The 24,104-nt window shown below is 65.5% G+C and carries 25 protein-coding genes; 18 read left to right on the forward strand and 7 right to left on the reverse strand.

Features of this window, described 5'->3' with window-relative positions:
• Positions 1 to 44: 44 nt before the first annotated feature.
• From typA to LPN03_RS03295, 7 genes are all read left to right on the forward strand, one after another.
• On the forward strand, positions 45 to 1,961 hold the full coding sequence (gene typA, locus LPN03_RS03265) for a translational GTPase TypA (protein WP_262453117.1): 1,917 nt from the start codon (positions 45 to 47) through the stop codon (positions 1,959 to 1,961).
• Between the two features lie 244 nt (positions 1,962 to 2,205).
• Positions 2,206 to 3,843 carry an ABC transporter substrate-binding protein gene (locus tag LPN03_RS03270; protein ID WP_262453118.1) on the forward strand — a complete coding sequence of 546 codons (1,638 nt, stop codon included), beginning with the start codon at positions 2,206 to 2,208 and terminating at the stop codon, positions 3,841 to 3,843.
• A 200-nt stretch (positions 3,844 to 4,043) separates the two neighbouring features.
• The gene (locus tag LPN03_RS03275; protein ID WP_262453119.1) at positions 4,044 to 4,970 is read left to right on the forward strand and encodes an ABC transporter permease; all 927 of its coding nucleotides are present in this window, start codon (positions 4,044 to 4,046) and stop codon (positions 4,968 to 4,970) included.
• Positions 4,963 to 5,979 (forward strand): ABC transporter permease, encoded by a 1,017-nt coding sequence (locus LPN03_RS03280; protein ID WP_262453120.1) that lies wholly within the window; start codon positions 4,963 to 4,965, stop codon positions 5,977 to 5,979. Before LPN03_RS03275 ends, LPN03_RS03280 begins: the two co-directional genes overlap by 8 nt.
• Positions 5,980 to 5,984: 5 nt before the next feature.
• Positions 5,985 to 7,769, forward strand: a complete 1,785-nt coding sequence (locus tag LPN03_RS03285; protein WP_262453121.1) for a dipeptide ABC transporter ATP-binding protein — start codon at positions 5,985 to 5,987, stop codon at positions 7,767 to 7,769.
• A gap of 116 nt (positions 7,770 to 7,885) precedes the next feature.
• Positions 7,886 to 8,923 carry a PIG-L family deacetylase gene (locus LPN03_RS03290; protein ID WP_262453122.1) on the forward strand — a complete coding sequence of 346 codons (1,038 nt, stop codon included), beginning with the start codon at positions 7,886 to 7,888 and terminating at the stop codon, positions 8,921 to 8,923.
• A complete protein-coding gene (locus tag LPN03_RS03295) occupies positions 8,920 to 9,351 on the forward strand; it encodes a hypothetical protein (protein WP_165180969.1) in 432 nt (143 codons plus the stop codon). Before LPN03_RS03290 ends, LPN03_RS03295 begins: the two co-directional genes overlap by 4 nt.
• 89 nt (positions 9,352 to 9,440) lie before the next feature.
• Here LPN03_RS03295 and LPN03_RS03300 read toward each other — a convergent pair whose 3' ends face one another.
• The gene (locus LPN03_RS03300; RefSeq protein WP_262453123.1) at positions 9,441 to 9,677 is read right to left on the reverse strand and encodes a hypothetical protein; all 237 of its coding nucleotides are present in this window, start codon (positions 9,675 to 9,677) and stop codon (positions 9,441 to 9,443) included.
• Positions 9,678 to 9,784: 107 nt separating this feature from the next.
• On the opposite strand from LPN03_RS03300, the gene fdxA reads away from it, so the two are divergent.
• The 6 genes from fdxA to LPN03_RS03330 all read left to right on the forward strand — a co-directional run bounded on the left by fdxA (position 9,785) and on the right by LPN03_RS03330 (position 14,400).
• The gene (fdxA, locus tag LPN03_RS03305; protein WP_262453124.1) at positions 9,785 to 10,108 is read left to right on the forward strand and encodes a ferredoxin; all 324 of its coding nucleotides are present in this window, start codon (positions 9,785 to 9,787) and stop codon (positions 10,106 to 10,108) included.
• Between the two features lie 8 nt (positions 10,109 to 10,116).
• Positions 10,117 to 11,262 carry a succinyldiaminopimelate transaminase gene (gene dapC, locus LPN03_RS03310; RefSeq protein WP_262453125.1) on the forward strand — a complete coding sequence of 382 codons (1,146 nt, stop codon included), beginning with the start codon at positions 10,117 to 10,119 and terminating at the stop codon, positions 11,260 to 11,262.
• 236 nt (positions 11,263 to 11,498) lie between these two features.
• The gene (locus LPN03_RS03315; protein ID WP_165180967.1) at positions 11,499 to 12,782 is read left to right on the forward strand and encodes a citrate synthase; all 1,284 of its coding nucleotides are present in this window, start codon (positions 11,499 to 11,501) and stop codon (positions 12,780 to 12,782) included.
• Between the two features lie 24 nt (positions 12,783 to 12,806).
• Entirely contained in the window at positions 12,807 to 12,989 is a 183-nt protein-coding gene (locus LPN03_RS03320) for a hypothetical protein (RefSeq protein WP_262453126.1), read from the forward strand.
• An 82-nt stretch (positions 12,990 to 13,071) separates the two neighbouring features.
• Positions 13,072 to 13,695 carry a TetR/AcrR family transcriptional regulator gene (locus tag LPN03_RS03325; protein WP_262453127.1) on the forward strand — a complete coding sequence of 208 codons (624 nt, stop codon included), beginning with the start codon at positions 13,072 to 13,074 and terminating at the stop codon, positions 13,693 to 13,695.
• A gap of 93 nt (positions 13,696 to 13,788) precedes the next feature.
• Positions 13,789 to 14,400, forward strand: a complete 612-nt coding sequence (locus LPN03_RS03330) for a hypothetical protein (protein WP_165180964.1) — start codon at positions 13,789 to 13,791, stop codon at positions 14,398 to 14,400.
• Here LPN03_RS03330 and LPN03_RS03335 read toward each other — a convergent pair.
• Positions 14,397 to 15,290: a hypothetical protein gene (locus tag LPN03_RS03335; protein WP_262453128.1), complete on the reverse strand. Its 894-nt coding sequence runs from the start codon at positions 15,288 to 15,290 to the stop codon at positions 14,397 to 14,399. The genes LPN03_RS03330 and LPN03_RS03335 overlap by 4 nt on opposite strands.
• A gap of 6 nt (positions 15,291 to 15,296) precedes the next feature.
• A complete protein-coding gene (gene dapD / locus LPN03_RS03340) occupies positions 15,297 to 16,289 on the reverse strand; it encodes a 2,3,4,5-tetrahydropyridine-2,6-dicarboxylate N-succinyltransferase (RefSeq protein ID WP_262453129.1) in 993 nt (330 codons plus the stop codon).
• An 88-nt stretch (positions 16,290 to 16,377) separates the two neighbouring features.
• On the opposite strand from dapD, the gene dapE reads away from it, so the two are divergent.
• On the forward strand, positions 16,378 to 17,484 hold the full coding sequence (gene dapE / locus LPN03_RS03345) for a succinyl-diaminopimelate desuccinylase (RefSeq protein WP_262453130.1): 1,107 nt from the start codon (positions 16,378 to 16,380) through the stop codon (positions 17,482 to 17,484).
• A 116-nt stretch (positions 17,485 to 17,600) separates the two neighbouring features.
• Here dapE and LPN03_RS03350 read toward each other — a convergent pair whose 3' ends face one another.
• From LPN03_RS03350 to LPN03_RS03365, 4 genes are all read right to left on the reverse strand, one after another.
• Positions 17,601 to 18,443: an amino acid ABC transporter permease gene (locus LPN03_RS03350; protein ID WP_165180961.1), complete on the reverse strand. Its 843-nt coding sequence runs from the start codon at positions 18,441 to 18,443 to the stop codon at positions 17,601 to 17,603.
• On the reverse strand, positions 18,440 to 19,090 hold the full coding sequence (locus tag LPN03_RS03355; protein WP_165180960.1) for an amino acid ABC transporter permease: 651 nt from the start codon (positions 19,088 to 19,090) through the stop codon (positions 18,440 to 18,442). Before LPN03_RS03355 ends, LPN03_RS03350 begins: the two co-directional genes overlap by 4 nt.
• Positions 19,091 to 19,184: 94 nt before the next feature.
• Entirely contained in the window at positions 19,185 to 20,084 is a 900-nt protein-coding gene (locus tag LPN03_RS03360; RefSeq protein WP_165180959.1) for a glutamate ABC transporter substrate-binding protein, read from the reverse strand.
• 106 nt (positions 20,085 to 20,190) lie between these two features.
• Complete coding sequence (locus LPN03_RS03365; protein WP_165180958.1) at positions 20,191 to 20,949, reverse strand: amino acid ABC transporter ATP-binding protein; 759 nt, start codon at positions 20,947 to 20,949, stop codon at positions 20,191 to 20,193.
• A 121-nt stretch (positions 20,950 to 21,070) separates the two neighbouring features.
• On the opposite strand from LPN03_RS03365, the gene LPN03_RS03370 reads away from it, so the two are divergent.
• From LPN03_RS03370 to LPN03_RS03385, 4 genes are read left to right on the forward strand one after another with little or no spacing between them, the layout of a single operon-like run.
• The gene (locus tag LPN03_RS03370; protein ID WP_165180957.1) at positions 21,071 to 21,841 is read left to right on the forward strand and encodes a TIGR00730 family Rossman fold protein; all 771 of its coding nucleotides are present in this window, start codon (positions 21,071 to 21,073) and stop codon (positions 21,839 to 21,841) included.
• 26 nt (positions 21,842 to 21,867) lie between these two features.
• The gene (locus LPN03_RS03375; RefSeq protein WP_262453131.1) at positions 21,868 to 22,233 is read left to right on the forward strand and encodes a DivIVA domain-containing protein; all 366 of its coding nucleotides are present in this window, start codon (positions 21,868 to 21,870) and stop codon (positions 22,231 to 22,233) included.
• Positions 22,234 to 22,236: 3 nt separating this feature from the next.
• Positions 22,237 to 22,827: a DNA-3-methyladenine glycosylase I gene (locus LPN03_RS03380; protein WP_262453132.1), complete on the forward strand. Its 591-nt coding sequence runs from the start codon at positions 22,237 to 22,239 to the stop codon at positions 22,825 to 22,827.
• The gene (locus LPN03_RS03385; protein WP_262453133.1) at positions 22,824 to 24,098 is read left to right on the forward strand and encodes a hypothetical protein; all 1,275 of its coding nucleotides are present in this window, start codon (positions 22,824 to 22,826) and stop codon (positions 24,096 to 24,098) included. Before LPN03_RS03380 ends, LPN03_RS03385 begins: the two co-directional genes overlap by 4 nt.
• The last annotated feature ends 6 nt before the right edge of the window (positions 24,099 to 24,104 follow it).

The raw sequence follows: 24,104 nt of genomic DNA on the forward strand, positions 1-24,104 counted from the left end.
CCTTAGGGCCTGCAGCCGGGCCCAACTGAAACGAGTCTTCACGCATGAGCGATACTTCCCTCAACACTGCCTCGCGCAATGACCTGCGCAACGTCGCCATTGTGGCGCACGTTGACCATGGCAAGACCACCCTGGTGGACGCCATGCTCAAGCAGACGCACTCATTTGCCGAGCACGGCAATGTTGCTGAGCGCGTCATGGACTCCGGTGACCTGGAGCGTGAAAAGGGCATCACCATTTTGGCCAAGAACACCACCGTGGCCTACAACGGTCCGTCAGCTGACGGCACCGTCATGACCATCAACGTCATTGACACCCCGGGCCACGCCGACTTCGGCGGCGAGGTGGAGCGCGGCCTGTCCATGGTGGACGGCGTGGTGCTCCTCGTTGACGCTTCCGAAGGCCCGCTGCCGCAGACCCGCTTTGTGCTGCGCAAGGCCCTGGCCGCCAAGCTGCCCGTGATCCTGCTGGTCAACAAGACCGACCGCCCCGATGCCCGCATCGACGAAGTTGTCGCCGAATCCATGGACCTGCTCCTGGGCCTGGCCTCCGACATGTCCGACGAAGTTCCCGACCTGGACCTCGACGCCGTTTTGAACGTGCCCGTCGTGTACGCCTCCGGCAAGTTGGGCCGCGCCTCGCTGACCCAGCCTGCCAATGGTGAAGCCCCGGACAACGAGGACCTTGAGCCGCTTTTCAAGACGATCCTCGAGCACATCCCGGCCCCCCGCTACAACCCGGAGGGTGTCCTGCAGGCGCACGTCACCAACCTGGATGCCTCACCGTTCCTGGGCCGCCTTGCCCTGCTGCGCATCTTCAACGGCACCCTGCGCAAGGGCCAGACTGTTGCCTGGTACCGCCACGACGGCACCATCAAGCCGGTGAAGATCACCGAACTGCTGGCCACCCAGGCCCTGACCCGTGTTCCCGCCGAATCCGCCGGCCCCGGTGAGATTGTGGCTGTTGCGGGCATTGAGGACATCACCATTGGTGAAACCCTCACCGACCTTGAGGACCCGCAGCCGCTTCCGCTGATCACCGTTGACCCGCCGGCCATCTCCATGACCATCGGTATCAACACCTCCCCGATCGCCGGCCGCGTCAAGGGCCACAAGGTCACCGCACGCCAGGTCAAGGACCGCCTTGACAAGGAACTGGTGGGCAATGTGTCCCTCAGGGTCCTTCCCACGGAGCGTCCCGACGCCTGGGAAGTCCAGGGCCGTGGCGAGCTGGCCCTGTCCATCCTGGTGGAGCAGATGCGCCGTGAAGGCTTCGAGCTGACAGTGGGCAAGCCCCAGGTTGTGACCAAGCAGGTCGACGGCAAGACGCACGAGCCGATGGACCACATGACCATCGACGTACCCGAGGAATACTTGGGCGGCGTCACCCAGCTGATGGCGGCCCGCAAGGGACGCATGATCAACATGGCCAACCACGGCACCGGCTGGTGCCGCATGGAATTCATCGTTCCGGCCCGTGGCCTGATCGGTTTCCGCACGCGCTTCCTGACCGACACCCGCGGCGCCGGCATTGCTTCGTCCATCGCTGAGGGTTACGAGCCGTGGGCCGGCCCCATCGAGTACCGCACCAACGGTTCCATCGTGGCTGACCGCTCCGGCGTGGTCACCCCGTTCGCGATGATCAAGCTCCAGGAACGCATGAACTTCTTCGTGCAGCCCACCTCCGAGGTCTACGAGGGCATGATCGTTGGCGAGAATTCACGCTCCGATGACATGGATGTCAACATCACCAGGGAAAAGCAGCTCACCAACATGCGTGCAGCTTCTTCCGACACCTTCGAGAACATGACCCCGCCGCGCAACCTGACCCTGGAAGAGTCCCTGGAATTCGCCCGCGAGGACGAGTGCGTTGAGGTCACCCCGGAGTCCATCCGCATCCGCAAGGTCATCCTGAACGCCGGCGACCGCGCCAAGGCGTTCCGCAGCCGCGCCAAGGCCTGATCCCCAGCGCCCCAGGCGGCTTCCACGCCTTGAATCCAGCCCGTCCCCGGCCAAAACCGGGGGCGGGCTGCTTCGTTTAAGGTTTCATCTCGATAAAGATATGTTCGAACTGTGCGCTGGATTACTCACAAGTAGGTGTTTGTCTGTAGCCTTGACGGGTATGAGCTGAAACACATCAAGATTCAACGGTGAATCTGCACTTGAGTGCTTCTACTCGAATCCATTAATTAGTCAAGGAGGCGGAATGCGTTACTCGCGCACTTCCAAAGCACTGGGCCTGGCGGCAGTTCTCGCCATGTCCATCACCGCATGTGGCGGCACTTCGGGTGGGAACAACACCAGCGCAGCTGCCAACACCAGCAAGGCAATTACGGCCAACGGCACCGAACCCCAAAACCCGCTGCTGCCGGCAAACACCAACGAAGTTGGTGGCGGCCGTGTCATGGACCTCATCTTCTCCGGCCTTGTCAGCTACGACGTCCACGGCAAAACCGTCAACGAACTGGCGCAGTCCATCACGACCACGGATTCCCAGCACTACACCATCAAGATCAAGTCCGGCCAGACGTTCAGTGACGGCACCCCCATCACGGCAAAGAACTTCGTGGATGCCTGGAACTACGGTGCGGCAGCCAAGAACGCCCAGCTGAACAGCTACTTCTTCGCACCCATCAAGGGCTACGACAAGGTAAGCGCCGACAAGTCCACCCTGGACACCATGGAAGGCCTGAAGGTTGTCGACGACACCACCTTCACGGTTGACCTGACCGCTCCGGAATCCGACTTCCCGCTGGCACTGGGCTACACGGCGTTCTACCCGATGCCCGAGTCCGCCTACAAGGACATCAAGGCATACGGCCAGAACCCGGTCGGCGACGGCCCGTACAAGCTGGCACCCGGTGGCTGGAAGCACGACACCTCCATCACGCTCATTCCGAACGACAAGTACCAGGGTCCGAACAAGCCGAAGAACGGCGGCGTGACCTTCACGCTGTACTCCAGCCCGGACGCCGCCTACACGGATGTGCAGTCTGACAACCTTGACGTCCTGGACCAGGTTCCCCCGAGCGGCCTGCAGAACTACAAGACGGACTTCAAGGGACGTTTCGTCAACCAGGCCTACGCGGGCAACGCCACCATGACGATCCCCAGCTACCTGCCCGAATTCAAGGGCGAGGCCGGCCAGATGCGCCGCCAGGCGATCTCCATGTCGATCGACCGCCAGCAGATCATTGACAAGATCTTCTACGGCAACAAGAAGGTCGCCACCGACTTCACCTCGCCCGTGCTGGACGGCTACGACGCCAACCTGCCCGGCAGCGACGTGCTGAAGTACAACCCCACCAAGGCCAAGGAACTCTGGGCGGCTGCTGACAAGATCAGCCCGTGGCCCGCAGGCAAGGTCTTCACCATCACGTCCAACATCGATGGTGCCGGCAACAAGGAATACATCACGGCCATGGCCAACCAGATCGCCACCACCCTGGGGATCAAGGCTCAGCTGAACCCGATTGCCACCTTCAAGGAATCCCGCAACCTGATCAATTCCAAGAAGCTCACCGGTGCCTCGCGTGCCGGCTGGCAGGCGGACTACCCGTCGCTGCAGGACTTCCTCGGCCCGCTGTATGGCACCGGGGCAGGTTCCAATGACGGTGACTACTCCAGCCCGGCGTTTGACGCCAAGCTGAAGGAAGGCCTGGCCGCCAAGAGCGTTGACGAAGGCAACAAGCTCTTCAACCAGGCCCAGGAAATCCTGCTCAAGGACCTGCCCGTCATCCCGCTGTGGTACGCCGCAGTCCAGGGCGTGTGGAGCAACAATGTCACCAACGTGGAGTTTGGCTGGAACGGCGTTCCGCTGTACTACAACATCACCGCTAAGTAAGATCAGTAGCACTGACGCATGAAGGGGGACCCGGTCTAGGTGCCGGGTCCCCTTTCATTGTCTAAATCACATGCCTTTGTGTTACTTTCCGTACAGGGACAATGCGGTGATCCCGCATGTTGTCCAGTACCGTCCACTATTTGAACAGGTAATTTCATGAACGATTTGCCAACAGGAACACCGGGGGAGGAGACGCCATAATGGTCATGTTCACGCTCCGCCGCTTCCTGCAGCTGATTCCCGTCTTTTTCGGGGCCACGCTACTGGTGTACTTCCTCGTCTTTGCAACCCCCGGCGATCCCATCGCTGCCCTGTCCGGCGGCAAGCCGATGGCGCCCGCCGTGCAGGCCGCCCTCCGGGCCCAGTACAACCTGGACCAGCCCTTCTGGATCCAGTACGGCCTCTACCTGAAGAACCTGGTGACCCTCAACCTGGGCCAGACGTTCTCCGGACAGGACGTGTCGGCCGTCATTGGGCGCGCCTACCCCGTCACCGCCCGGCTGGCCTTCATGGCGCTGGCCATTGAAGCCATCTTCGGCGTCCTGTTCGGCGTCATCGCCGGCCTGCGCAAGGGCAAGCTGTTCGACGCCACGGTCCTGGTGGCCTCACTGGTCGTCATCGCCGTCCCCACCTTCGTCCTGGGCTTCGTCCTGCAGCTGGTCATCGGCGTTCAGCTTGGCTGGGCCCGCCCCACCGTCAGCGGCGCCGCGCCGTGGAACGAACTGATTTTGCCGGCTCTGGTACTGGGACTGGTGTCCCTGGCCTATGTCATCCGGCTCACCCGCGCCTCCATCAGTGAAAACATGAATGCAGACTACGTCCGCACCGCCACGGCCAAGGGCCTGAGCCGCGGACGCGTGGTAGTGGTGCACATCCTGCGCAACTCACTGATCCCTGTGGTGACCTTTCTGGGTGCCGACCTCGGCTCCCTCATGGGCGGCGCCATTGTCACCGAAGGCATCTTCAACGTCCCCGGCGTCGGCAACCTGCTCTACAAGGCCATCCTGAAGGGCGAGAGCGCCACCGTGGTGGCCGTCGTCGGCATTCTGGTCATTGTCTTCGTGGTCGCCAACCTCGTGGTGGACCTCTTGTACGCCTGGCTCGACCCAAGGATTCGCTATGTCTGAGAACCTGACACCTGAAACTGACCTGACCAAGCCGGTGATCCCGGCAGCCGCGCGTCAAGGAAAAACGTCCAGCCGCGCAATTGTTCATTTCGTGGCTCCGCTGGAGGAAACACCCCTCGCCGCCATCGACAATGTGGATGAGAGTGAAGCGCCGCTGAGCCTGTGGGCAGACGCCTGGCGCAACCTGCGCCGCCAGCCCCTGTTCATCATTTCGGTCATCCTGATCGTGCTGGTGCTGGTGGTGGCCTTCCTGCCCCAGCTGTTCGCGAATGTCGATCCCACCAGCTGCACCCTCAACGATTCCTCCGCGGGCCCGCGCGGCGGGCACCCTATGGGCTTCACCCTCCAGGGCTGTGACGTGTACTCCCGCATGATTTACGGCACGCGCGCGTCCCTCATGGTGGGTGTTTTCACCACCCTCGGCGTGCTGGTTTTTGGCGGCATCATGGGCGCCCTGGCCGGCTACTACGGCGGCTGGGTCGACGCCATCCTGGCCCGCCTGGGCGACGTCTTCTTCGCCCTGCCGCTGATCCTGGGTGCCATTGTCATGATGCAGCTGCCCGCGTTCCGCGACAACCGCAGCGTGTGGACAGTGGTGCTAACGCTGGTGATCTTCGGCTGGCCGCAGATTGCGCGCATCACCCGCGGTGCGGTCATTGAAAACCGCAACGCTGATTTCGTCACCGCCGCCAAGGCGCTGGGGCTGTCCCGTTTCAACGCGCTGGTGCGCCACGTGCTGCCGAACTCGCTGGCCCCCATCATTGTGGTGGCCAGTATCTCGCTTGGTACGTTCATCGTGGCCGAGGCCACGCTGTCCTTCCTGGGCATCGGCCTGCCGGACACCGTCATGTCCTGGGGCAATGACATTGCGGCCGCCCAGCCGCAGGTGCGCAACAACCCCGGCGTGCTGCTGTGGCCAGCAGCCGCGCTGTCCGTCACCGTCCTGAGCTTCATCATGCTCGGTGACGCACTCCGTGACGCCCTCGACCCCAAAGCAAGGAAGCGGTGACCACCATGTCCAACCATGCAACAGGACAGGGCGCCCGCGCCCTCCGGTCAAGCGACCAGCCACTTCTGGACATCCAGGACCTGGCCATCACCTTCGAAACCTCCAACGGCCCGGTCGAGGCAGTGCGCAACGCACACCTGACCATCATGCCCGGCGAGACAGTGGCCATTGTGGGGGAGTCCGGTTCGGGCAAGTCCACCACGGCCCTGGCCGCCATCGGCCTGCTCCCGTCCAACGGCCGGGTCAGCGGCGGCAAGATCATTTTCGACGGCGAGGACATCACCAACGTCAGCAGCAAGCGGATCGTCGAACTGCGCGGAAACTCCATTGGCATGGTCCCCCAGGACCCCATGTCGAACCTGAACCCCGTGTGGAAGATCGGTTTCCAGGTCAAGGAGACGCTCAGGGCCAACGGTCTGGACGGCGCCAATTCCAAGGAACGGGTCGCGGAAGTGCTTTCCGAGGCAGGCCTCCCGGACGCCGCCGCACGCGCCAAGCAGTACCCGCACGAGTTCTCCGGCGGCATGCGCCAGCGCGCGCTCATCGCCATCGGCCTGGCCTGCCGGCCTCGCCTGCTGATTGCCGATGAGCCCACGTCCGCCCTGGACGTGACAGTGCAGCGGCAGATCCTGGACCACCTGGACAAGATGACCACCGAGCTCGGCACGGCCGTGCTGCTGATCACCCACGACCTCGGCCTGGCCGCGGAACGTGCCGAGAAGCTGGTGGTCATGTACAAGGGGCAGGTGGTGGAATCGGGTCCGGCGCTGGAGATCCTGCGCAACCCACAGCACCCCTACACGCAGCGCCTGGTCAACTCCGCGCCATCGCTGGCATCCCGCCGGCTGCAGTCGCAGAAGGCCAAGGACGCGCTGGCCGCGGCCGTCGCGGACCTGGACACGCCCCTAGATGGCGAGCACCCGGCCCCCGTTGCGCCGAGGACAGTCCCCGCGGCAGCCAAGCCGGTGAGCGCCGACGGCCGCCAGCACGCGCAGGCCGGCGACACCATCCTGGAGATCAAGAACCTCACCAAGGTGTTCAAACTCCGCGGTGCGCTTGGCAAGTCCACGGACTTCAAGGCTGTGGACGACGTGTCCTTCTCCGTGCCGCGCGGCACCACCATGGCCATTGTGGGCGAGTCCGGCTCGGGCAAGTCCACGGTGGCACAGATGGCGCTGAGCCTGCTGGCCCCGACCGAGGGCAGCATCCTGTTCGACGGTGTTGAGGTCAACACGCTCAAGGGGAGGGCGCTCTTTGACTTCCGCCGCCGCGTGCAGCCCATCTTCCAGGACCCGTATGGATCGCTGGACCCGATGTTCAACATCTACCGGACCATTGAGGAGCCGCTGAAGATCCACAAGATCGGCGATTCAAAGTCCCGGGAGAAGAAGGTCCGCGAGCTGCTGGACCAGGTTTCCATGCCTGCCAGCACCATGCACCGCTACCCGAATGAGCTCTCCGGCGGCCAGCGCCAGCGCATCGCCATTGCGCGTGCCCTGGCCCTCAACCCGGATGTGATCATCTGTGACGAGGCCGTGTCCGCCCTGGACGTGCTGGTGCAGGCGCAGGTGCTGAATCTGCTCAACGAGCTGCAGGAGGACCTGGGCCTGACCTACCTGTTCATCACGCACGACCTTGCCGTGGTCCGCCAGATTGCAGACCACGTCACCGTCATGCAAAAGGGCCGCGTCGTTGAGGCCTCCTCCACGGATGAGGTCTTCAGCAACCCGAAGCAGGTCTACACGCAGGAACTGCTCAACGCCATTCCGGGAGCCACGCTGCTGGTTTAGCGCTGCCCCGGCTGGTGCCACAAGGCCGGCACGCCCACGGATTTTACGTGGGCGTGCCGGCCTTTTGCCGTTCCCCCGTTCACGCCCGGCGGCCCGCGGCGAGTAGATTGGTTGCCATGGACATCAGCCCCGACACGCCCACGCCGCAGCTCTTGCCAGGGCTCGGCCCCGATGCCACCCTCCTCTTTGTGCACGCCCACCCGGACGATGAGTCCATCGCCACGGGAGCCACCATGGCCGCCTACGCCGCCGCCGGGGCGCGCGTGGTGCTGCTGACGTGCACACGCGGCGAGCTGGGCGAGGTCATCCCGCCGGAGCTTGGCCACCTGGAAATTGGGCGCGAGCTCCGCCTCCCCGATGAGCCCGGGATGCACGACGCCGGCGGGCCGGGTCCGCGGGCCGCCGCGGATGGCACGGGGCTGGCCCGGGAGCGCGAACGCGAACTGGGCGCCGCCCTTGTGGCATTGGGCGTCACTGAACACGTGTGGCTGGGACAGGGCGCCACTGCGCCGGCAGCGGGACCCGTGGTTTTCCGGGACTCAGGGATGCAGTGGGGTCCGGACGGGCGCGCCATGGCTGCGGACACCGTCCTGGACGGTTCGCTTTCACGCACCCCGCTGTCCGAACTTGCCGCGCTGGCGGCCCAGCTGATCCGTGCGCTGCGCCCGGATGCGCTGGTCACCTATGCGCCCGACGGGGGCTATGGCCACCCCGACCACGTGCGGGCGCACCAGCTGTCCATGGCGGCCTTGGAGCTGGCGGCGCACCCCGGAGGTGCCGGCAGCGGGACCCTCAGTGACGGGACCCGTGCGGACGGCTGGCGCGTGCCACGCGTCTTCGCGATTGTCAGCGACCGGCCCGAGCGCCCCCTGGGGGAGGGCGTGCCGCGCATTGCTGTGGACGGCAATGTGGCCGCGAAGACCGCTGCGATGCGGGCGCACCGGACCCAGATAACGGTGGAGGGCAGCCGTTACGCGCTCTCCGACGGTGTCCGGAAGGACATCTCCGGGACCGAGGAGTTCATTGAAGTCCTCCGGGCGCCAGCGGGAGGCATTGCAGCAGGCAGCATCGCAACAGGCGGTGCCGGGGCGGGCGGGGACGAACCCGGCCAAGTTGCAGTTGAAGGGCCCGTGGGCGCCACGGTGTGCCAATGAGCGGTCCGGAGCTGGCGGACCGCCACGAACCCGGTGCCCGGATGCCCACGCCGCGGCGCTGGGCGGTGGTTGCTGCGGCATTCGGGGCCGGGATCGGAACGGGCCTGCTGGGCACTTCGCTGCACGGCCACGCCTTGTATGGGACCGGCTACATTGTGCCGCTGGGCGCCGTGGCGGCGCTGGTCATGCTGGCCGCCGTGGAACTCTTCGTTGGCCTGTGGGGCAGAAGCGCCTGGGTGGTGGTGCTGTGCGGCGGTGCTGCCTACCTGTGCGCCGGCCTGCTGTCGCTGCGGCTCGGCGCGTTTGGCATGATCTCGGCCAACCTCCAGGGCAACTTGTGGCTGTACGGCATTGCCGTGCTGACGCCTGTCATGGCGTGGATTGCTGTGCTGATCCTGAGGCCGGGCAACACCACGCGCGGAAAATAGCTGCCACAGTGCCCGCCGAGAGTACGGATGCGGCGGGTCGGCGCTGATCCGGGCCGCCCAAAGTGTCCTTTCGGTGCGGGGAGAGGGTGCTACGCCGGCGTTGCGCGCCGTTCGCGCCGCGGTGGCGGCGGGGGGACAGCCTTGGCGAGCTGGACGTCGTCGAGCTTCACCATGACGCTCCCGGAGCGCGTTGCCACGGTGCAACTGGCGGAGTCGCGGGCCTCGAGCGTGCCCAGGGCGTCGGTGGTTCCGCCGGGAATCCGGTACCGGACCACCACGCGGGTGCCGAGGGGAACGCTGGACAAAAGCTGGAGTGGATGGCTCACCACTTCATACTAAGTCTCGCCAGGATGCATGGCCGTCCCCGGTGGGGGATAATGAACGTACCCGGCTCCCGGCCGGGGTCGAGCCGCAAATGAGGAAGGTTGGGGACGTGACGTATGTAATTGCGCAGCCGTGCGTGGATGTCAAGGACAAGGCATGTGTTGAGGAGTGCCCTGTTGACTGTATCTACGAGGGTGAACGCTCGCTCTACATCCACCCCGACGAATGCGTTGACTGCGGTGCCTGCGAACCTGTCTGCCCCGTGGAGGCCATCTACTACGAGGACGACACCCCCGAAGAGTGGGCCGAATACTACAAGGCCAATGTGGAGTTCTTTGACGTCCTGGGGTCCCCGGGCGGAGCCGCCAAGATCGGCAACACCCACACCGACCACCCGATCATTGCCGCGCTGCCGCCGCAGAACCAGGGCTGAGCGCCGCCGTGACGCCGCCCCAGGCAAAGCCTTTTGGCCTGCAGCTGCCCGAGTACCCCTGGGAGGCCATGGCGCCCTACCGGGCCACGGCCGCCTTGCACCCCGACGGCGTGGTGGACCTGTCCATCGGCACGCCCGTTGACCCGACGCCCACGCTGATCCAGGGGGCCCTGCAGGCTGCCTCGGACGCCCATGGCTACCCCACCACGCACGGCACCACGGCCTTGCGCCAGGCCGTTGTGGACTGGTTTGCCCGGCGCCGGAACGTGCCCGGCCTGGACCCGAATGATGTCCTGCCCACAGTGGGTTCAAAGGAACTGGTGGCCTGGCTGCCGCTGTTGCTGGGCCTCGGTGCCGGGGATGTGGTGGTCCGCCCCACCGTGGCCTATCCCACCTACGACATGGGCGCCGAGTTTGCCGGCGCCACGGCAGTTGCCGCGGACTCCCTTGACGAGCTCGACGCCGGCACGCGTGCCCGCGTGCGCCTGGTGTGGGTGAACTCCCCGGGGAACCCCACCGGCATTGTCCGCGGCGTGGAGTCCCTGCGCGAACTGGTGGGGCAGGCGCGGGCCGTTGGCGCCGTCGTCGCCTCCGACGAATGCTACGGGGAGCTGGGCTGGGGAGCCTGGGACCCGGAAAACGGCGGGGAACCGGTCCCCAGCGTGCTGGACCCGCGTGTGTCCGGTGGCAGCAACGACGGCCTCCTGGCCGTCTACTCCCTCAGCAAGCAGTCCAATGTGGCCGGCTACCGGGCCGCCTTCGCGGCTGGAGACGCCGCCATCATCGCCAACCTCGTCAACAGCCGCAAGCACGCAGGCATGATTGTGCCCCGCCCCGTCCAGGAAGCCATGCGCGTGGCGCTGGGGGATGACTCCCATGTCAGCGCCCAAAAGGCCCTGTACCGCAACCGCCGGGCCCGGCTGGTGCCCGCGCTGGAATCCTTTGGCCTGGCCATCCACCACTCCGAGGCCGGACTGTACCTGTGGTGCACGGCCGGGGAGGACACCTGGACCACCATCGGCCGGCTCGCGGAGCTGGGCATTGTGGCCGGCCCCGGCGTTTTCTACGGCGACGCCGGCAACGGATTTGTCCGGGTGGCGCTCACCGGGACCGATGAGCGCATCGATGCCGCCGTCCGGCGGCTCAAGGGCTGAACCGGCCCGGCACGGCCCATGGCGGAGACACAAAACGGGGCAGGATTAGTGTAGAAGGGCACCCAAGCGGTAGTTTCGTACTTAGACGTTTATGCCGCCGCGCGCCTTGACGCCAGCTTGGGCCCCTGCCCGGCGGGCACTTTGGGGCCACACGGTGCGCAGGTCAACCCTGCGGGCTGGACAGCTGCATAGATCCAAGCACAGCCCGACAAGGGCTACCTCATGAAGGGGACTCCATGACTGACTCCACGAGCGCAACACTGCGCTACGACGGCGGGGAGCTTATTCTTCCGCGCATCGAAGCGGTAGAAGGCAACGCCGGCTTCGACGTATCCAAGCTCCTCAAGGACACCGGCGCGGTCACCTACGACCCCGGCTTCGTCAACACTGCGGCCACGTCTTCCGCCATCACCTACATCGACGGCGACAAGGGAATCCTGCGCTACCGCGGCTACCCCATTGAAGAACTGGCCGAGCACTCCAGCTTCCTGGAAGTGTCCTACCTGCTCATCTACGGCAACCTGCCCTCCGCCTCCGAGCTGGAAAAGTTCGACCAGCGGATCCGCCGCCACACCATGCTGCACGAGGACCTGAAGGGCTTCTTCGGCGGCTTCCCCCGTGACGCGCACCCCATGCCGGTGCTTTCCTCCGCGGTGTCGGCGCTCTCCACTTTTTACCAGGACTCCCTGGACCCGTTCGACGACGAGCAGGTGGAGATGGCCACCATCCGCCTCATGGCCAAGATGCCCGTCATCGCCGCCTACGCGCACAAGAAGTCCATTGGCCAGCCCATGCTGTATCCGGACAACTCCATGGGCCTGGTGGAAAACTTCCTCCGCCTGAGCTTCGGCCTGCCCGCGGAGCCCTACGAGATGGACCCCGTGGTGGTCAAGGCACTGGACCTGCTGCTGATCCTGCACGCCGACCACGAGCAAAACTGCTCCACGTCCACCGTCCGGCTGGTGGGCAGCGCCAACGCCAACATGTTCGCCTCCGTTTCCGCCGGCATCAACGCCCTCTTCGGCCCGCTGCACGGCGGAGCGAATGAGGCCGTGCTGAACATGCTCCGCCAGATCCAGGCCAGCGGCGAGCCTGTTGAGAAGTTCGTGGAACGGGTGAAGAACAAGGAAGCCGGCGTCAAGCTCATGGGCTTCGGGCACCGCGTCTACAAGAACTACGACCCCCGCGCCAAGATCGTCAAGGCCACCGCCCACGAAATCCTGGCCAAGCTGGGCGGCAACGACGAACTCCTCGACATCGCCATGCGCCTGGAGGAAGTTGCCCTGACGGACGAATACTTCATCTCCCGCAAGCTCTACCCGAACGTCGATTTCTACACCGGCCTGATCTACAAGGCCATGGGCTTCCCGGAAAAGATGTTCACGGTGCTCTTCGCCATTGGCCGCCTCCCGGGCTGGATTGCCCAGTGGCGCGAAATGATGAAGGACCCCCAGACCAAGATCGGCCGCCCGCGCCAGCTGTACACAGGCGAACCGGAGCGCATGTACCCCTCGCGCTGACCCTCGGCACCACCGGAGAAGAAGATGTTGAAAATGATTGGCCAGGCGTCCGCCCTGGCATTGGGCCTGGTCACCGTGGTGGTGGTTGTGGTGGCGCTGGCCGGGCACCCGGAGCTTTGGCCGGTGGCCATTGTTGCCGCCGTCATCACGCTGGCGCTGGTGGCCGTGGTCCTGGTGGACAGGCGGCGCCGGGCCGTCGGCAAGTAGCCGTGCACTGAAATCCGCGCGAATTTCCGCCACGGGCGCCGTAATGGGGAAACAGATGAAACATCTGTGCTAAAAAAGACTTGTGCCGAAAATTGTTGACGCGGATGACCGCCGCGAACTCGTAGCCGATGCCGTCTTCGCCGTCATTCTCCAGCAGGGCCTGGCACAAGCCTCGCTACGCAACGTGGCTGCCCAAGCCGGGCTGGCGCTGGGGTCGGTGCGCCACTACTTTGACAACCAGGCCGAGCTCATGGAATTTGCCTTCCGGGTGAATTCCGAGCGCATCCACCTGCGCGCCCTGGACGCCCTGGAAATCCTGGAACAACACGTCCTGCCCCGGGACCCCGCCGCCGTGGTGGACAAATGCGCAAGGGTGCTCGAGGAACTGCTGCCGCTGGATGACTTGCGCCGCAGCGAGGCCGTGGTGCACATGGAATTCATGCTGGCGGCCCGCACGGACAACAATCTTCAGAACGCGGCCCGGGACGACTACCGTGCCACCGGGGCAGTGGTGGGCCGGGTGGTGCTGGCACTGCTGGGCAGCGGGCTCATGGCCGGATCGCCCGAACCCGTTGACGAGGCCGAAAGGCTCATTGCCGTGCTGGACGGACTGGGCCTGCGCCTGGTGCTGCAGCCCGCCTGGGCAACCCCGAAACAAGGCCGGACCACGCTCCGCCGCCACCTGGAATCCCTGCTGGCACCCTAGGCGGCCCGGCTGCCCGCCCCTGCCGCTCCACCGTGCAAAAGGGTAATCTTGGACGTGGGAGGCCGCAGTCTGCGGCCGCTGGAGGCGAGAACCATGCATCATACGGGCGGGCCGGGCTGGCGGATCACCATGGACACGTCGGGCCCCATGTTGATTGCACTGTACATTCGGGATGTGGCAGGCCTGACGGGGGCCGGCAGCCCCTCCCTGTCCCACGTGGCACCGCACGTCCGCGCGGCCGACCACAGCAGGCTCACGGCCCATGTGGGCGGCGAAAAGGCGCTGCGCGGGCAGTGGGAAGCCTGGTGGGGCACCCTGTTGGTGCAGCCGGACGGCACGGAGCCGGCCATGACTCCGCCGTCGTTCCCCGAGTTCAATGCGATGCCCGCGCTGCAACGGGTGGTTCAGGCCCACTTCGGGGCGGCCCTGACCTGGTCCCGGGAACAAAGCCGGGCCTATTCGCTCATGGCGGCTGAACGCGAGACCCTGGGCGGGCACAAGATCCTCGCGGACCTGGTGCAGAACCGGGAAATGGAACTGGGCCGCAGCGCCCGCGACTTCACCCTGACCATTGTGGAGATGCCGCTGGCCGAACAGCGGGCCTGGTTCATTGAACCCGACAGGCTCATCATGAGCGAACACCTGCTCGATGACCAGCAAAACTTCCTCAGCTACGTCCAGCCCGTCGTGGAGCTGCTCGTCTAGGAACCGGCCGCGGCCATCGTGATGACCACATTGCCCCCGGCGTTCCCGGCGCCCTTCCACCCAACGTTTGTGCCGGCGTCGTTCGTGTTGCGGTCCCAGGCCAGGCCGCCGTAGCTGACATGGGTCAGGCCCAACTGGGAGGCATTGGCAACGGCCCAGTGCGCCACGGCCCACCCCATGTTGCCGGATGCCGCCACCTCGAGGGTGGTGGCGGACTGCCCCGGCATGGTGGCGACCGGCAGTGTGCCCAGCGCCTGTTTCAGCGCCGCCTCAACGGCGGCGGGGGAGCCCGCAGCCGTGGCCGGGGGAAGCGTGCAGCTCAGCGCCCCCGGCGACTGGCCCGTCAAGGCGGAGGCAAAGGCGCGGGACAGGCTCTCGTGTTGGGCGTAGGCGTGCGGAAAGGCGGAGCGCTGGACTATTTGGGCGGCGTCGTTCAGGGGCATGTCAACGTAGCCGGGCACCTTGTCCAGGGCACTGTAAAACGCGTTCGTGGAGTAGACGGGGTCCATGATTTGCGCCACCGTGCCCCAGTCCTGGGAGGGCCGCTGCTGGAACAGTCCCACGGAATCCAGGTCGCCGTAGTCAATGTTGCGCAGCTTGGACTCCTGCAGGGCAGTGGCGAGTGCAATCGAGGCGGCCCGCGCAGGCATGCCGCGCTGAATGGAGATGCCGGAGATCAGCGCCGCGTAGCCCGTCTGGTCAACGGCCAGCGTGTAGGGCGTGCCGCCCACCGTGGCCGTGCAGCCCACGCTGAGCCCGGGCGCCAGGGCGCCGCGCAGGTAGCTTGCCACCCAGATGCCGCCGCCCACCAGCAGGCCGGCGGCGACCAGGGTGACGGTCAGCAGTACCGCGAATGCCCGGCCGCGCCGGCGTCGCTTGGTGTTGCGCAAGCGGCCCTAGTTGCTGTGCAGCGAGTCGTTGAGGGAGACGGTGGATCCGTGCCGGGGGAGCACCTCCACCTCGCCCGTGCTGGAATTGCGGCGGAAGAGCAGGTTGGCCTTGCCGGAAAGCTCGCTGGCCTTGACGATGACGGCGGTGTCTTCGCCGTCGTCGTTCTTGGGGCCCTGGACGCGCACCCGGGTTCCCGCCGTCACGTAGAGGCCGGCCTCCACCACGGAGTCGTCGCCAATGCTGATGCCGACGCCGGAATTGGCACCCAGGAGCACCCGCTCGCCCAGGGTGATCCGCTCCTTGCCGCCGCCGGAGAGGGTGCCCATGATGGAGGCGCCGCCGCCCACGTCGGTGCCTTCGCCCACCACCACGCCAGCGGAAATGCGGCCTTCCACCATGGAGGCTCCCAGTGTGCCGGCATTGTAGTTGACGAAGCCTTCGTGCATGACGGTGGTGCCGTCGGCCAGGTGGGCGCCGAGGCGGACGCGGTCGGCGTCGGCAATGCGGACACCGGAGGGGACCACGTAGTCCACCATGCGCGGGAACTTGTCCACGCCATACACCGTGACCGGACCGCGGCGGCGCAGCCTGGCCCGGGTGAGTTCAAAGCCCTCCACGGGGGCCGGGCCGAAATTGGTCCACACCACGTTGTTGAGCTTGCCGAAGATCCCGTCCAGGTTGATGGTGTTCGGGGCCACCAGGCGTTGGGAGAGCAGGTGCAGGCGCAGGTAGGTGTCGACGGCGTCAGCGGGAGCTTCATCAAGGTCGATTTGGGCGAAGACAACGGTGGGCGTGACGCCGCGGTCGTCGTCACGCCCGGCAACGGCAAGCGCCGTCAGCTCCGGTCCGGCCTCGCGGACCGTGCCAAGTGAGTTGACGGAGGTGCCCAGCGCGGGGCTGGGGAACCACACATCGAGGACTGAGCCGTCATCGGCAATGGAGGCCAGGCCGTGTCCGTGGGCGGTGCGTTCGGCGGGCGTTGCTGGGTTCTGCGTCATGCATGCAGTCTATCGACTTGCCGGCCCGGATCGAAAAGTTCTCGCCGCCTTGCGCGGCCGCCAACACCGCGCCCGGTAAACTTGGGCGGTGACTTACGACGACGACGCCCCCGCAGACCGCCCCGCACTTGACCTGTTTGCCGATGTGGCGCTTTTGACTGCTGCCGTCATGGACATCGAGAGCGTCTCCGGCAACGAGGCCGCACTGGCCGATGCCGTGGAGTCCGCCCTGCGCGGGCTGGGCCGGCTGGAGGTCACCCGCAACGGTGACGCCGTCGTCGCCCGGACCATGCTGGGCCGGGCCGAGAGAATCATTCTGGCGGGGCACCTGGACACCGTGCCGCTGCCCACCGTGGCCGGCTCGCGCGGGACGGTGCCTGTCTCATGGGACGGGGAGGTGCTGTACGGCCGCGGGGCCACGGACATGAAGGGCGGCGTGGCCGTCCAGCTGGCCATTGCGGCCACGGTGCCCGAGCCCAGCAAGGACATCACCTTCATCTTCTATGACAATGAGGAAGTGGCGGCCGTCAAGAGCGGGCTGGGACGGCTGGTCCGCGAGAACCGGGAATTGCTGGACGCAGACTTCGGCATTTTGCTCGAACCCACCAACGGCACGGTGGAGGGGGGCTGCAACGGCACCATCCGCTTTGAGGCCACCACCAGCGGCCTGGCGGCCCACTCGGCCCGCGCCTGGATGGGGGAGAACGCCATCCACAAGGCCGCGCCCATCCTGGCGCGGCTGGCAGAGTATGAGCCGGCCACTGTCACAGTTGACGGGTTGGACTACCGCGAATCCCTCAATGCTGTGAAAATCCACGGCGGCACGGCCGGAAACGTGATTCCGGACCAGTGCGTGGTGGAGATCAACTACCGCTTCGCCCCGGACAAATCGCCCGCCCAGGCCGAGGCCCATGTCCGGGAGCTGCTTTCCGGCTTTGAGCTGGTGTGCACGGATTCTTCGGCGGGAGCCCGGCCCGGCCTCAACGCCCCCGCGGCAGCTTCGTTCGTGACGGCCGTGGGCCGCGAGCCCCTGCCCAAGTACGGCTGGACGGATGTGGCGCGGCTGAGCGAGATGGGCATCCCGGCCGTGAATTTCGGTCCGGGCGATCCCCTCCTGGCCCACAGCGACAACGAGCACGTGGACGCGGATGCGATCCGGGAGTGCCTGGCCGCCCTGACCCGCTGGCTCTACTGACACCCAAGCCCAAGCGCCGCCGTCGCCCCTTAAACCCCAACTGTGTGCCAGAAGCTGCACGAAAACCGTGTAGAAAACGATTTCTTAATGCAACTTCTGACACACAGTTGGAGGGGTTAGCCTGCCAGGCCCACGCGGGTCTTGACGACCTTGACTCGGGAGGACATCTTCGACTCCACCAGCTTGGCAATGCCGGAGAGGATCAGGCACAGGCCCACGTAGATGACGGCCGTGACCATGAGCGCCGGGACCACGGGGGAGCCGTATTGGCCCTGGGAACCGAGGAAGTCGGCGTAGTACAGGACCTCGTTGTATGTGATCAGGAAGCCCAGCGCGGTGTCCTTGAGGATGACCACCAGCTGCGAGATGATGACGGGCAGCATGGAGCGGACGGCCTGCGGCAGCAGGATGATCCGCTGCACCTGGCCCTTGCTCAGGCCCACGGCCAGCCCGGCCTCGCGCTGCCCCTTGGGCAGCGACTCGATGCCGGCACGGAACACCTCGGCCAGGACCGAGCCGTTGTACAGGATCAAGCCGACGACGACGGCGATGAACGGCGTAATGCCCTTAACCCCGGCGGACGGCAGGCCGTAGTACACGATCATCATGAGCACGAGTACCGGGATGGCGCGGAACAATTCGGTGAACCAGTAGCAGGGCACCCGAACCCACTTGGAGTCGGCCAGGCGGCCGAAGGCCAGGAGGATGCCCAGCACCAAACTGCCGACGGCTGACGCCGCGAACGCCTTCAGCGTGGCACCGATGACAGTCAGGAACATTTGCTGGACCCGCGGGAAGGTGAAGATCTCCCACTTTTTTGCCGTGAACTGGCCCGATTCATTGAACCTATAGAGGATGAAGGCAATGATGCCGACCACCACAAGGACAGTGAAAACGTTCAGGAAAACGTTGCGGGTACGGGCCTTGGGGCCGGGAACGTCAAAGAGTACCGAGCTCATCGGGCCACCCTCCACTTCTTCTCAAGGTAGCGTTGCAGCGGTGTCAGGATGCCCAATACCAGCAGCACAAAAATCAGGGCCACCCACAGCAGGCCCGGCAGCAGAGGTTCGCCGCGTTCGCTGAGGTAGGCGCGAATGGCGCCGGCCTCGAAGACGGAGAAGCCGGCCGCAACCGTGGTGTTCTTCAGCAGCGCGATGAAGACGCTGAACAGCGGCGGCAGCACGGAGCGGAACGCCTGGGGCAGGACGATCAACGTCAGGGTTTGCATGAAGGGGAGGCCGATGGCCCGGGCGGCCTCGGACTGGCCCACGGCAACAGTGTTGATGCCTGAGCGGATGGCCTCGGAAACATAGGTGGCCGTGTAGAGCGAGAGGCCCACGATCGCAGCGGTCATGAAGCTGATTTCCGGCAGTCCCAGCTTCGGGTAGCCCAGGGCAAAGAATGCCAGGATCAGCGTCAACGGGGTGTTGCGGACGGCGTTGACATACAGGGTGCCGGCCGCTCGCATGGCGGGGGCCGGGGACACGCGCATGCCGGCCACGATGGTGCCCAGGATCAGGGCAAAGAACGCCGAGATGACAAACAAGATGCCGGTGTTCTTGAAGCCGGTGACAAAGAGCTCGCTGTTGTCAATGAGTACGTTCACAGTGCAGTGTCGCTTTCAGTGATGTCGAGAGGACGAAGCCGCAAGGCGGTGTGCCGGTCCCCAATGCCGGCACACCACCTGCGGCGTTGGACTGTTAGTACTGGTCGACCTTCGGCTGTTCCACCGTGGTGCCCGACTTGCCCAGCGTGTCCTTGTAGATCTTGGTCCACGTGGCGCCGCCGTCGGTCAGGGTCTTGTTCAGGAAGGTGCGCAGCGCGGTGTCGCCCTTGGCCAGGCCGACCCCGTACTTTTCAACAGTGAACGGCTGGCCCACTACCTTGAGACCATCCTGAGACGAAGCGAAGCCCAACAGGATGGCCTGGTCGGTCGTCACCGCGTCCACAGAACCGTTCTTGAGGTTCTCCACACATTTCGAGTAGAGGTCGAATTCGACGGGAATGGCCTTCGGGAAGTTTTGGCGGATGTTTTGGATGGGCGTGGAACCCGTGGCCGAGCAAACCTTCTTGCCGTCCAGGTCCTTCTCGCTGTTGATGGTGGTGTTCGCCTTCTGCACCAACAGGCCCTGGCCCGTGATGAAGTAGGGGCCGGCGAAGTCCACGATCTTCTTGCGCTTGTCCGTGATGGAGTAGGTGCCCACGTAGAGGTCCACGTCGCCGTTGGCGAGGGCCGTTTCACGGTTGGCGGACGGGATGGCCTTGAACTGGATCTTGTCCTTGGCAATGCCCAGGGAAGCCGCCATCCAGGTGGCAATCTCGATGTCAAAGCCGGTGCGCTCGCCCGTAGCGGCGTCGAGGTAGCCCAGGCCGGGCTGGTCTTCCTTGACACCGATGCGGATGGCGCCGGCGGACTTGACCTTGTCGTACGTGGGGCTGCCGGTCAGGGCAACGGTCTTGGCGACGTCAAAGGCGGGCCCTGCCGCGTCGGAGGAACCGCCCCCTGCGGTGCCACCCCCGCCGCAACCGGACAGTGCCAGGCCTGCGGCAGCGACGATCGCCGCAACACTGAGGCTCTTTCGGCTAAAGAAGTTCTTCATGGTTTCCTTTCATAAACGGCCTGTGCGGCCGCCGGTGCGGGTGAAAAAATTTGAGCGTGATGGGACTCAACGGATGGGACTGAAAATTCGGCTTGCCAGCGGCTGGTCAGCCGTTGGTCAGGATCTTCGAGAGGAAGTCCTTGGCGCGGTCGCTCTGCGGGTTGGTGAAGAATTCATCCGGGGTGGCTTCCTCCACGATCTGTCCGTCGGCCATGAAGACAACCCTGTCTGCAGCCTTCCGGGCAAATCCCATCTCATGCGTGACCACCACCATGGTCATGCCCTCCTTGGCCAGTTCCACCATGACGTCCAGGACCTCATTGATCATTTCGGGGTCCAGGGCGCTGGTGGGCTCATCAAAGAGCATGACCTTCGGCTTCATGGCCAGCGCGCGGGCAATGGCCACGCGCTGCTGCTGCCCGCCGGAGAGCTGGGCCGGCAGCTTGGCAGCCTGGTGGCCCACGCCAACACGTTCCAGCAGCGCAAGTGCCTGCTTGTCGGCGTCGGCCTTGGAAGCGCCCTTGACCTTGATGGGGCCAAGCGTGACGTTTTCCAGGATGGTCTTGTGGGCGAACAGGTTGAAGGACTGGAAGACCATGCCGACGTCGGCGCGCAACGCTGCGAGCCCCTTGCCTTCCTTGGGCAGCTCGGCACCTTCAATGGTGATGGAGCCGTCATCAATGGTCTCGAGGCGGTTGATGGTGCGGCACAGCGTGGACTTGCCGGAGCCCGAAGGCCCGATGACCACCACCACCTCACCCTTTTTGACCTGCAAGTTGATGTCCTGCAACACGTGGAGGGGGCCGTAGTGCTTGTTGACGGCCTTGAGCTCCACGAGGGCAGTTGCCTGTACGGGAATAGTCATGAAGCGAATCTATCGAACATTTCCACTTACGGTAAATGAGTTTCACGATTCGCCACCGATCGTTGCGTGTTCGATACCTCTGCTGGAATGCTTGGGGCCGCTTTCACGTACGCTTGGAGGCATGAGTGCACCCACCGGTTCCAGCAGCCCCCTCCGTTCCAAAAAGCCGCGTTTCGGCAGCTGGCGGAAAGGCGCGGCCGTGGGGTCAACTGCCGACTCCCGCCTCCTGGACACCCCGCCCAGCAGCGACTTCACGCACACGGACCCGTGGCGGGTCATGCGGATCCAAAGCGAGTTTGTGCAGGGCTTTGACTCCCTCGCCGAAATTGGCCCCGCCATCAGCGTGTTTGGCTCCGCCCGCACCAAGCCCGGCACCCGGCACTATGAGATGGGCGTTGAGGTGGGCCGGCGGCTGGTGGAAGCAGGCGTGGCCGTCATCACCGGCGGCGGGCCCGGCTCCATGGAGGCCGCCAACAAAGGTGCCTTCGAGGCCGACGGCCTCTCGATCGGCCTGGGCATTGAACTGCCTTTTGAGCAGGGCATGAACCAGTGGGTGGGACTCGGCGTGGACTTCCGCTACTTCTTCGCCCGCAAGACCATGTTCGTCAAGTACGCACAGGGCTTCGTGGTGCTCCCCGGCGGGCTCGGCACGCTCGATGAACTTTTTGAGGCCATGGTGCTGGTGCAGACCAGCAAGGTCACGCAGTTCCCCATTGTCCTGGTTGACTCCGCGTTCTGGAGCCCGCTGGTGGCCTGGATCAAGGACACCATGGTGGAGCAGGGGCTGGTTTCTCCCGGGGACCTGGACATCATCGCCCTGGCCGACACCCCCGAGGAGGCGGTGGCCCTGGTCATGGCAGGCGAGGCCGGGAACAAGGTCGCCGCCGGCTGAGCCGATCATCTGGCACCATTGGTGGGGTGAGCTACTTCCTGATTTTCCTGGCCGTCATGCTGGCCGCCGCGGTGGCGATGTATGTGGTTGGCCTGAAAAAGCCGGCCGGCGCCGTGTACGACGACGGCCTGGCCGCCCCCGTGGACGGGCTCCCTCCCGTGCTGCTCCCCGCAGGGGCCGTGCCCGCCGACATTGACAGGCTCCGTTTTGCCCTGGGCCTGCGCGGCTACCGCATGGACCAGGTCGACGAGGTGCTGGACCGCCTGCGTGATGAGTTGGCCGCCAAGGACAGCCGCATCGCAGAGCTTGAGGCCGCCCTGGCGGCCGGGGGCCCGGACGACGCTGCGCCGTCACCGGACGTGAGCGGCACCCAACCGGACGGGGAAGGCTAAAGCATGGAAAACGTCGTCGTCGGTTCCGATGGAAAACCCCGCTGCGCCTGGGCCGGGATTGAATCGGACCTGCTCTACCAGCGCTACCATGATGAAGAGTGGGGCCGTCCCGTGGCGGGGGAGCGGGAGCTTTTTGAGCGGCTGAGCCTTGAGGCGTTCCAGTCCGGGCTGAGCTGGATCACCATCCTGCGCAAGCGTGAGTCGTTCCGGGAGGCGTTCGCCAACTTTGAGCCCGCCGCCGTGGCCCGCTTCGGCCCCGCGGACGTAGACCGGCTGATGGCCAATGCCGGGATTGTCCGGAACCTGATGAAAATCAACGCCACGATCGGCAACGCCAAGGCCATCCTGGCACTGCCCGACGGCGTGACGCTGGGCTCGCTGCTGCACGGGCACGCCCCCGCGCCGCGCCCCGCCGGGAGCCCCGTGCCGGCGAAAACAGCCGAATCCACGGCCCTTGCAAAGGAGCTGAAGAAGCGCGGATTTGCCTTCGTCGGGCCCACCACCGCCTACGCCATGATGCAGGCTGTGGGGCTGGCGAACGACCACCAGCCCGGCTGCTGGGTGGCGGAGACCCTGGCCGCGGACCCGGTGTGAGGCCGCCGGCCCGGCTCCCGTCCAGTGTGGAAAAGTCCGGCTGGGCTGGCACGGTGCTGGCGTCCTGGCTGGCCCCCGTTGTGGTTCCTGTGCGCGGCGCCCTCCGGACGGCGCCGTGGTGGCTCAAGGTGGTTTTGGTGTACCTCGGTGCACGCGGGGTCTCCTTCATCATCCTGGCCGTGGCGGCCTACCATGCGGGCGAATCGCCGTGGAGCGGGGCCCGGCCCGACTACCTCACGTTCATCAACCGCTGGGACGCAGGCTGGTACGAACGCATCTTCAACGGCGGCTACCCGGACACCATTCCCCGCAACCCCAACGGGACGGCACAGCCCAACCAATGGGCGTTTTACCCGCTGTTTCCACTGCTGGCCCGCGGGTTCAACGCCGTCACGGGCCTGCCGTGGGCGGAGGTGGCGCCGCTGGTGGCCGGGCTGGCCGGGCTGGCGGCCGCGCTGGTGATCTACCGCCTGTTCGCGGTGGTTGCCCACGCCGCACCCCCGGGCACGGCCTTGTGGGGCACCGCCTTCTTTGCCACCTTTCCCATCTCGCCCATTTTGCAGGTGGGGTATGCCGAGTCGCTGAGCACCTTCCTGCTGGCTGCGTCCCTGTTGCTGCTGGTCCGGCGCCGGTACTGGGCGGCCGTTCCCGTCATGGTGCTCATGTGCCTTTCGCGGCCGGCCGGGGTGCCGTTTGCCGCCGTCGTCGGCATTCACCTGCTCCTGCGGTGGCGCAAGCGGCGGAGCGAGCCGTTGGGGGGCCGGTCAGCGGCAGGGGGAATTGTTCTGTTTGCGGCCAGCGCGGTTATGGCGTTTGCCTGGATGGGCATTGCCTGGGTTGCGACGGGGGAGCGCACCGCTTATACGGACACCGAAACGGCCTGGCGCGGCACCGGCCTGGTCCTGTTCAAGCCCTGGTTCGACGCCGGAGTCCAGCTGGCAGGGCCGTTCTTTGGTCCGCTGCTGCCCGTGTTGTTGATGGTTGTTGCTGCACTGTACCTTGGCTCGCAGTCGGTGCGGCGGATGGGCACGGAGCTGCGCCTGTGGTGCGCCCTGTACATGGCGTACCTGTTCGCTGTGCTGGACCCGCAGTCGAGCACCTTCCGGATGATGCTCCCGCTGTTCCCGCTGGCGCTTGCCGCGGCCTTCCTTTCGGCCGACAGGGCCTACCGGTGGGCCGTGGTGGTCATGTTTACGCTGCTGCAGATTGTATGGGTGGTGTGGCTGTGGCAGTTCTCCGCCGTCAGTACCGGGCAGGCGTGGCCGCCGTGACGGGTG

The organism is Arthrobacter sp. A2-55, from assembly GCF_025548615.1.
Taxonomy (GTDB): Bacteria; Actinomycetota; Actinomycetes; order Actinomycetales; family Micrococcaceae; genus Specibacter; species Specibacter silviterrae.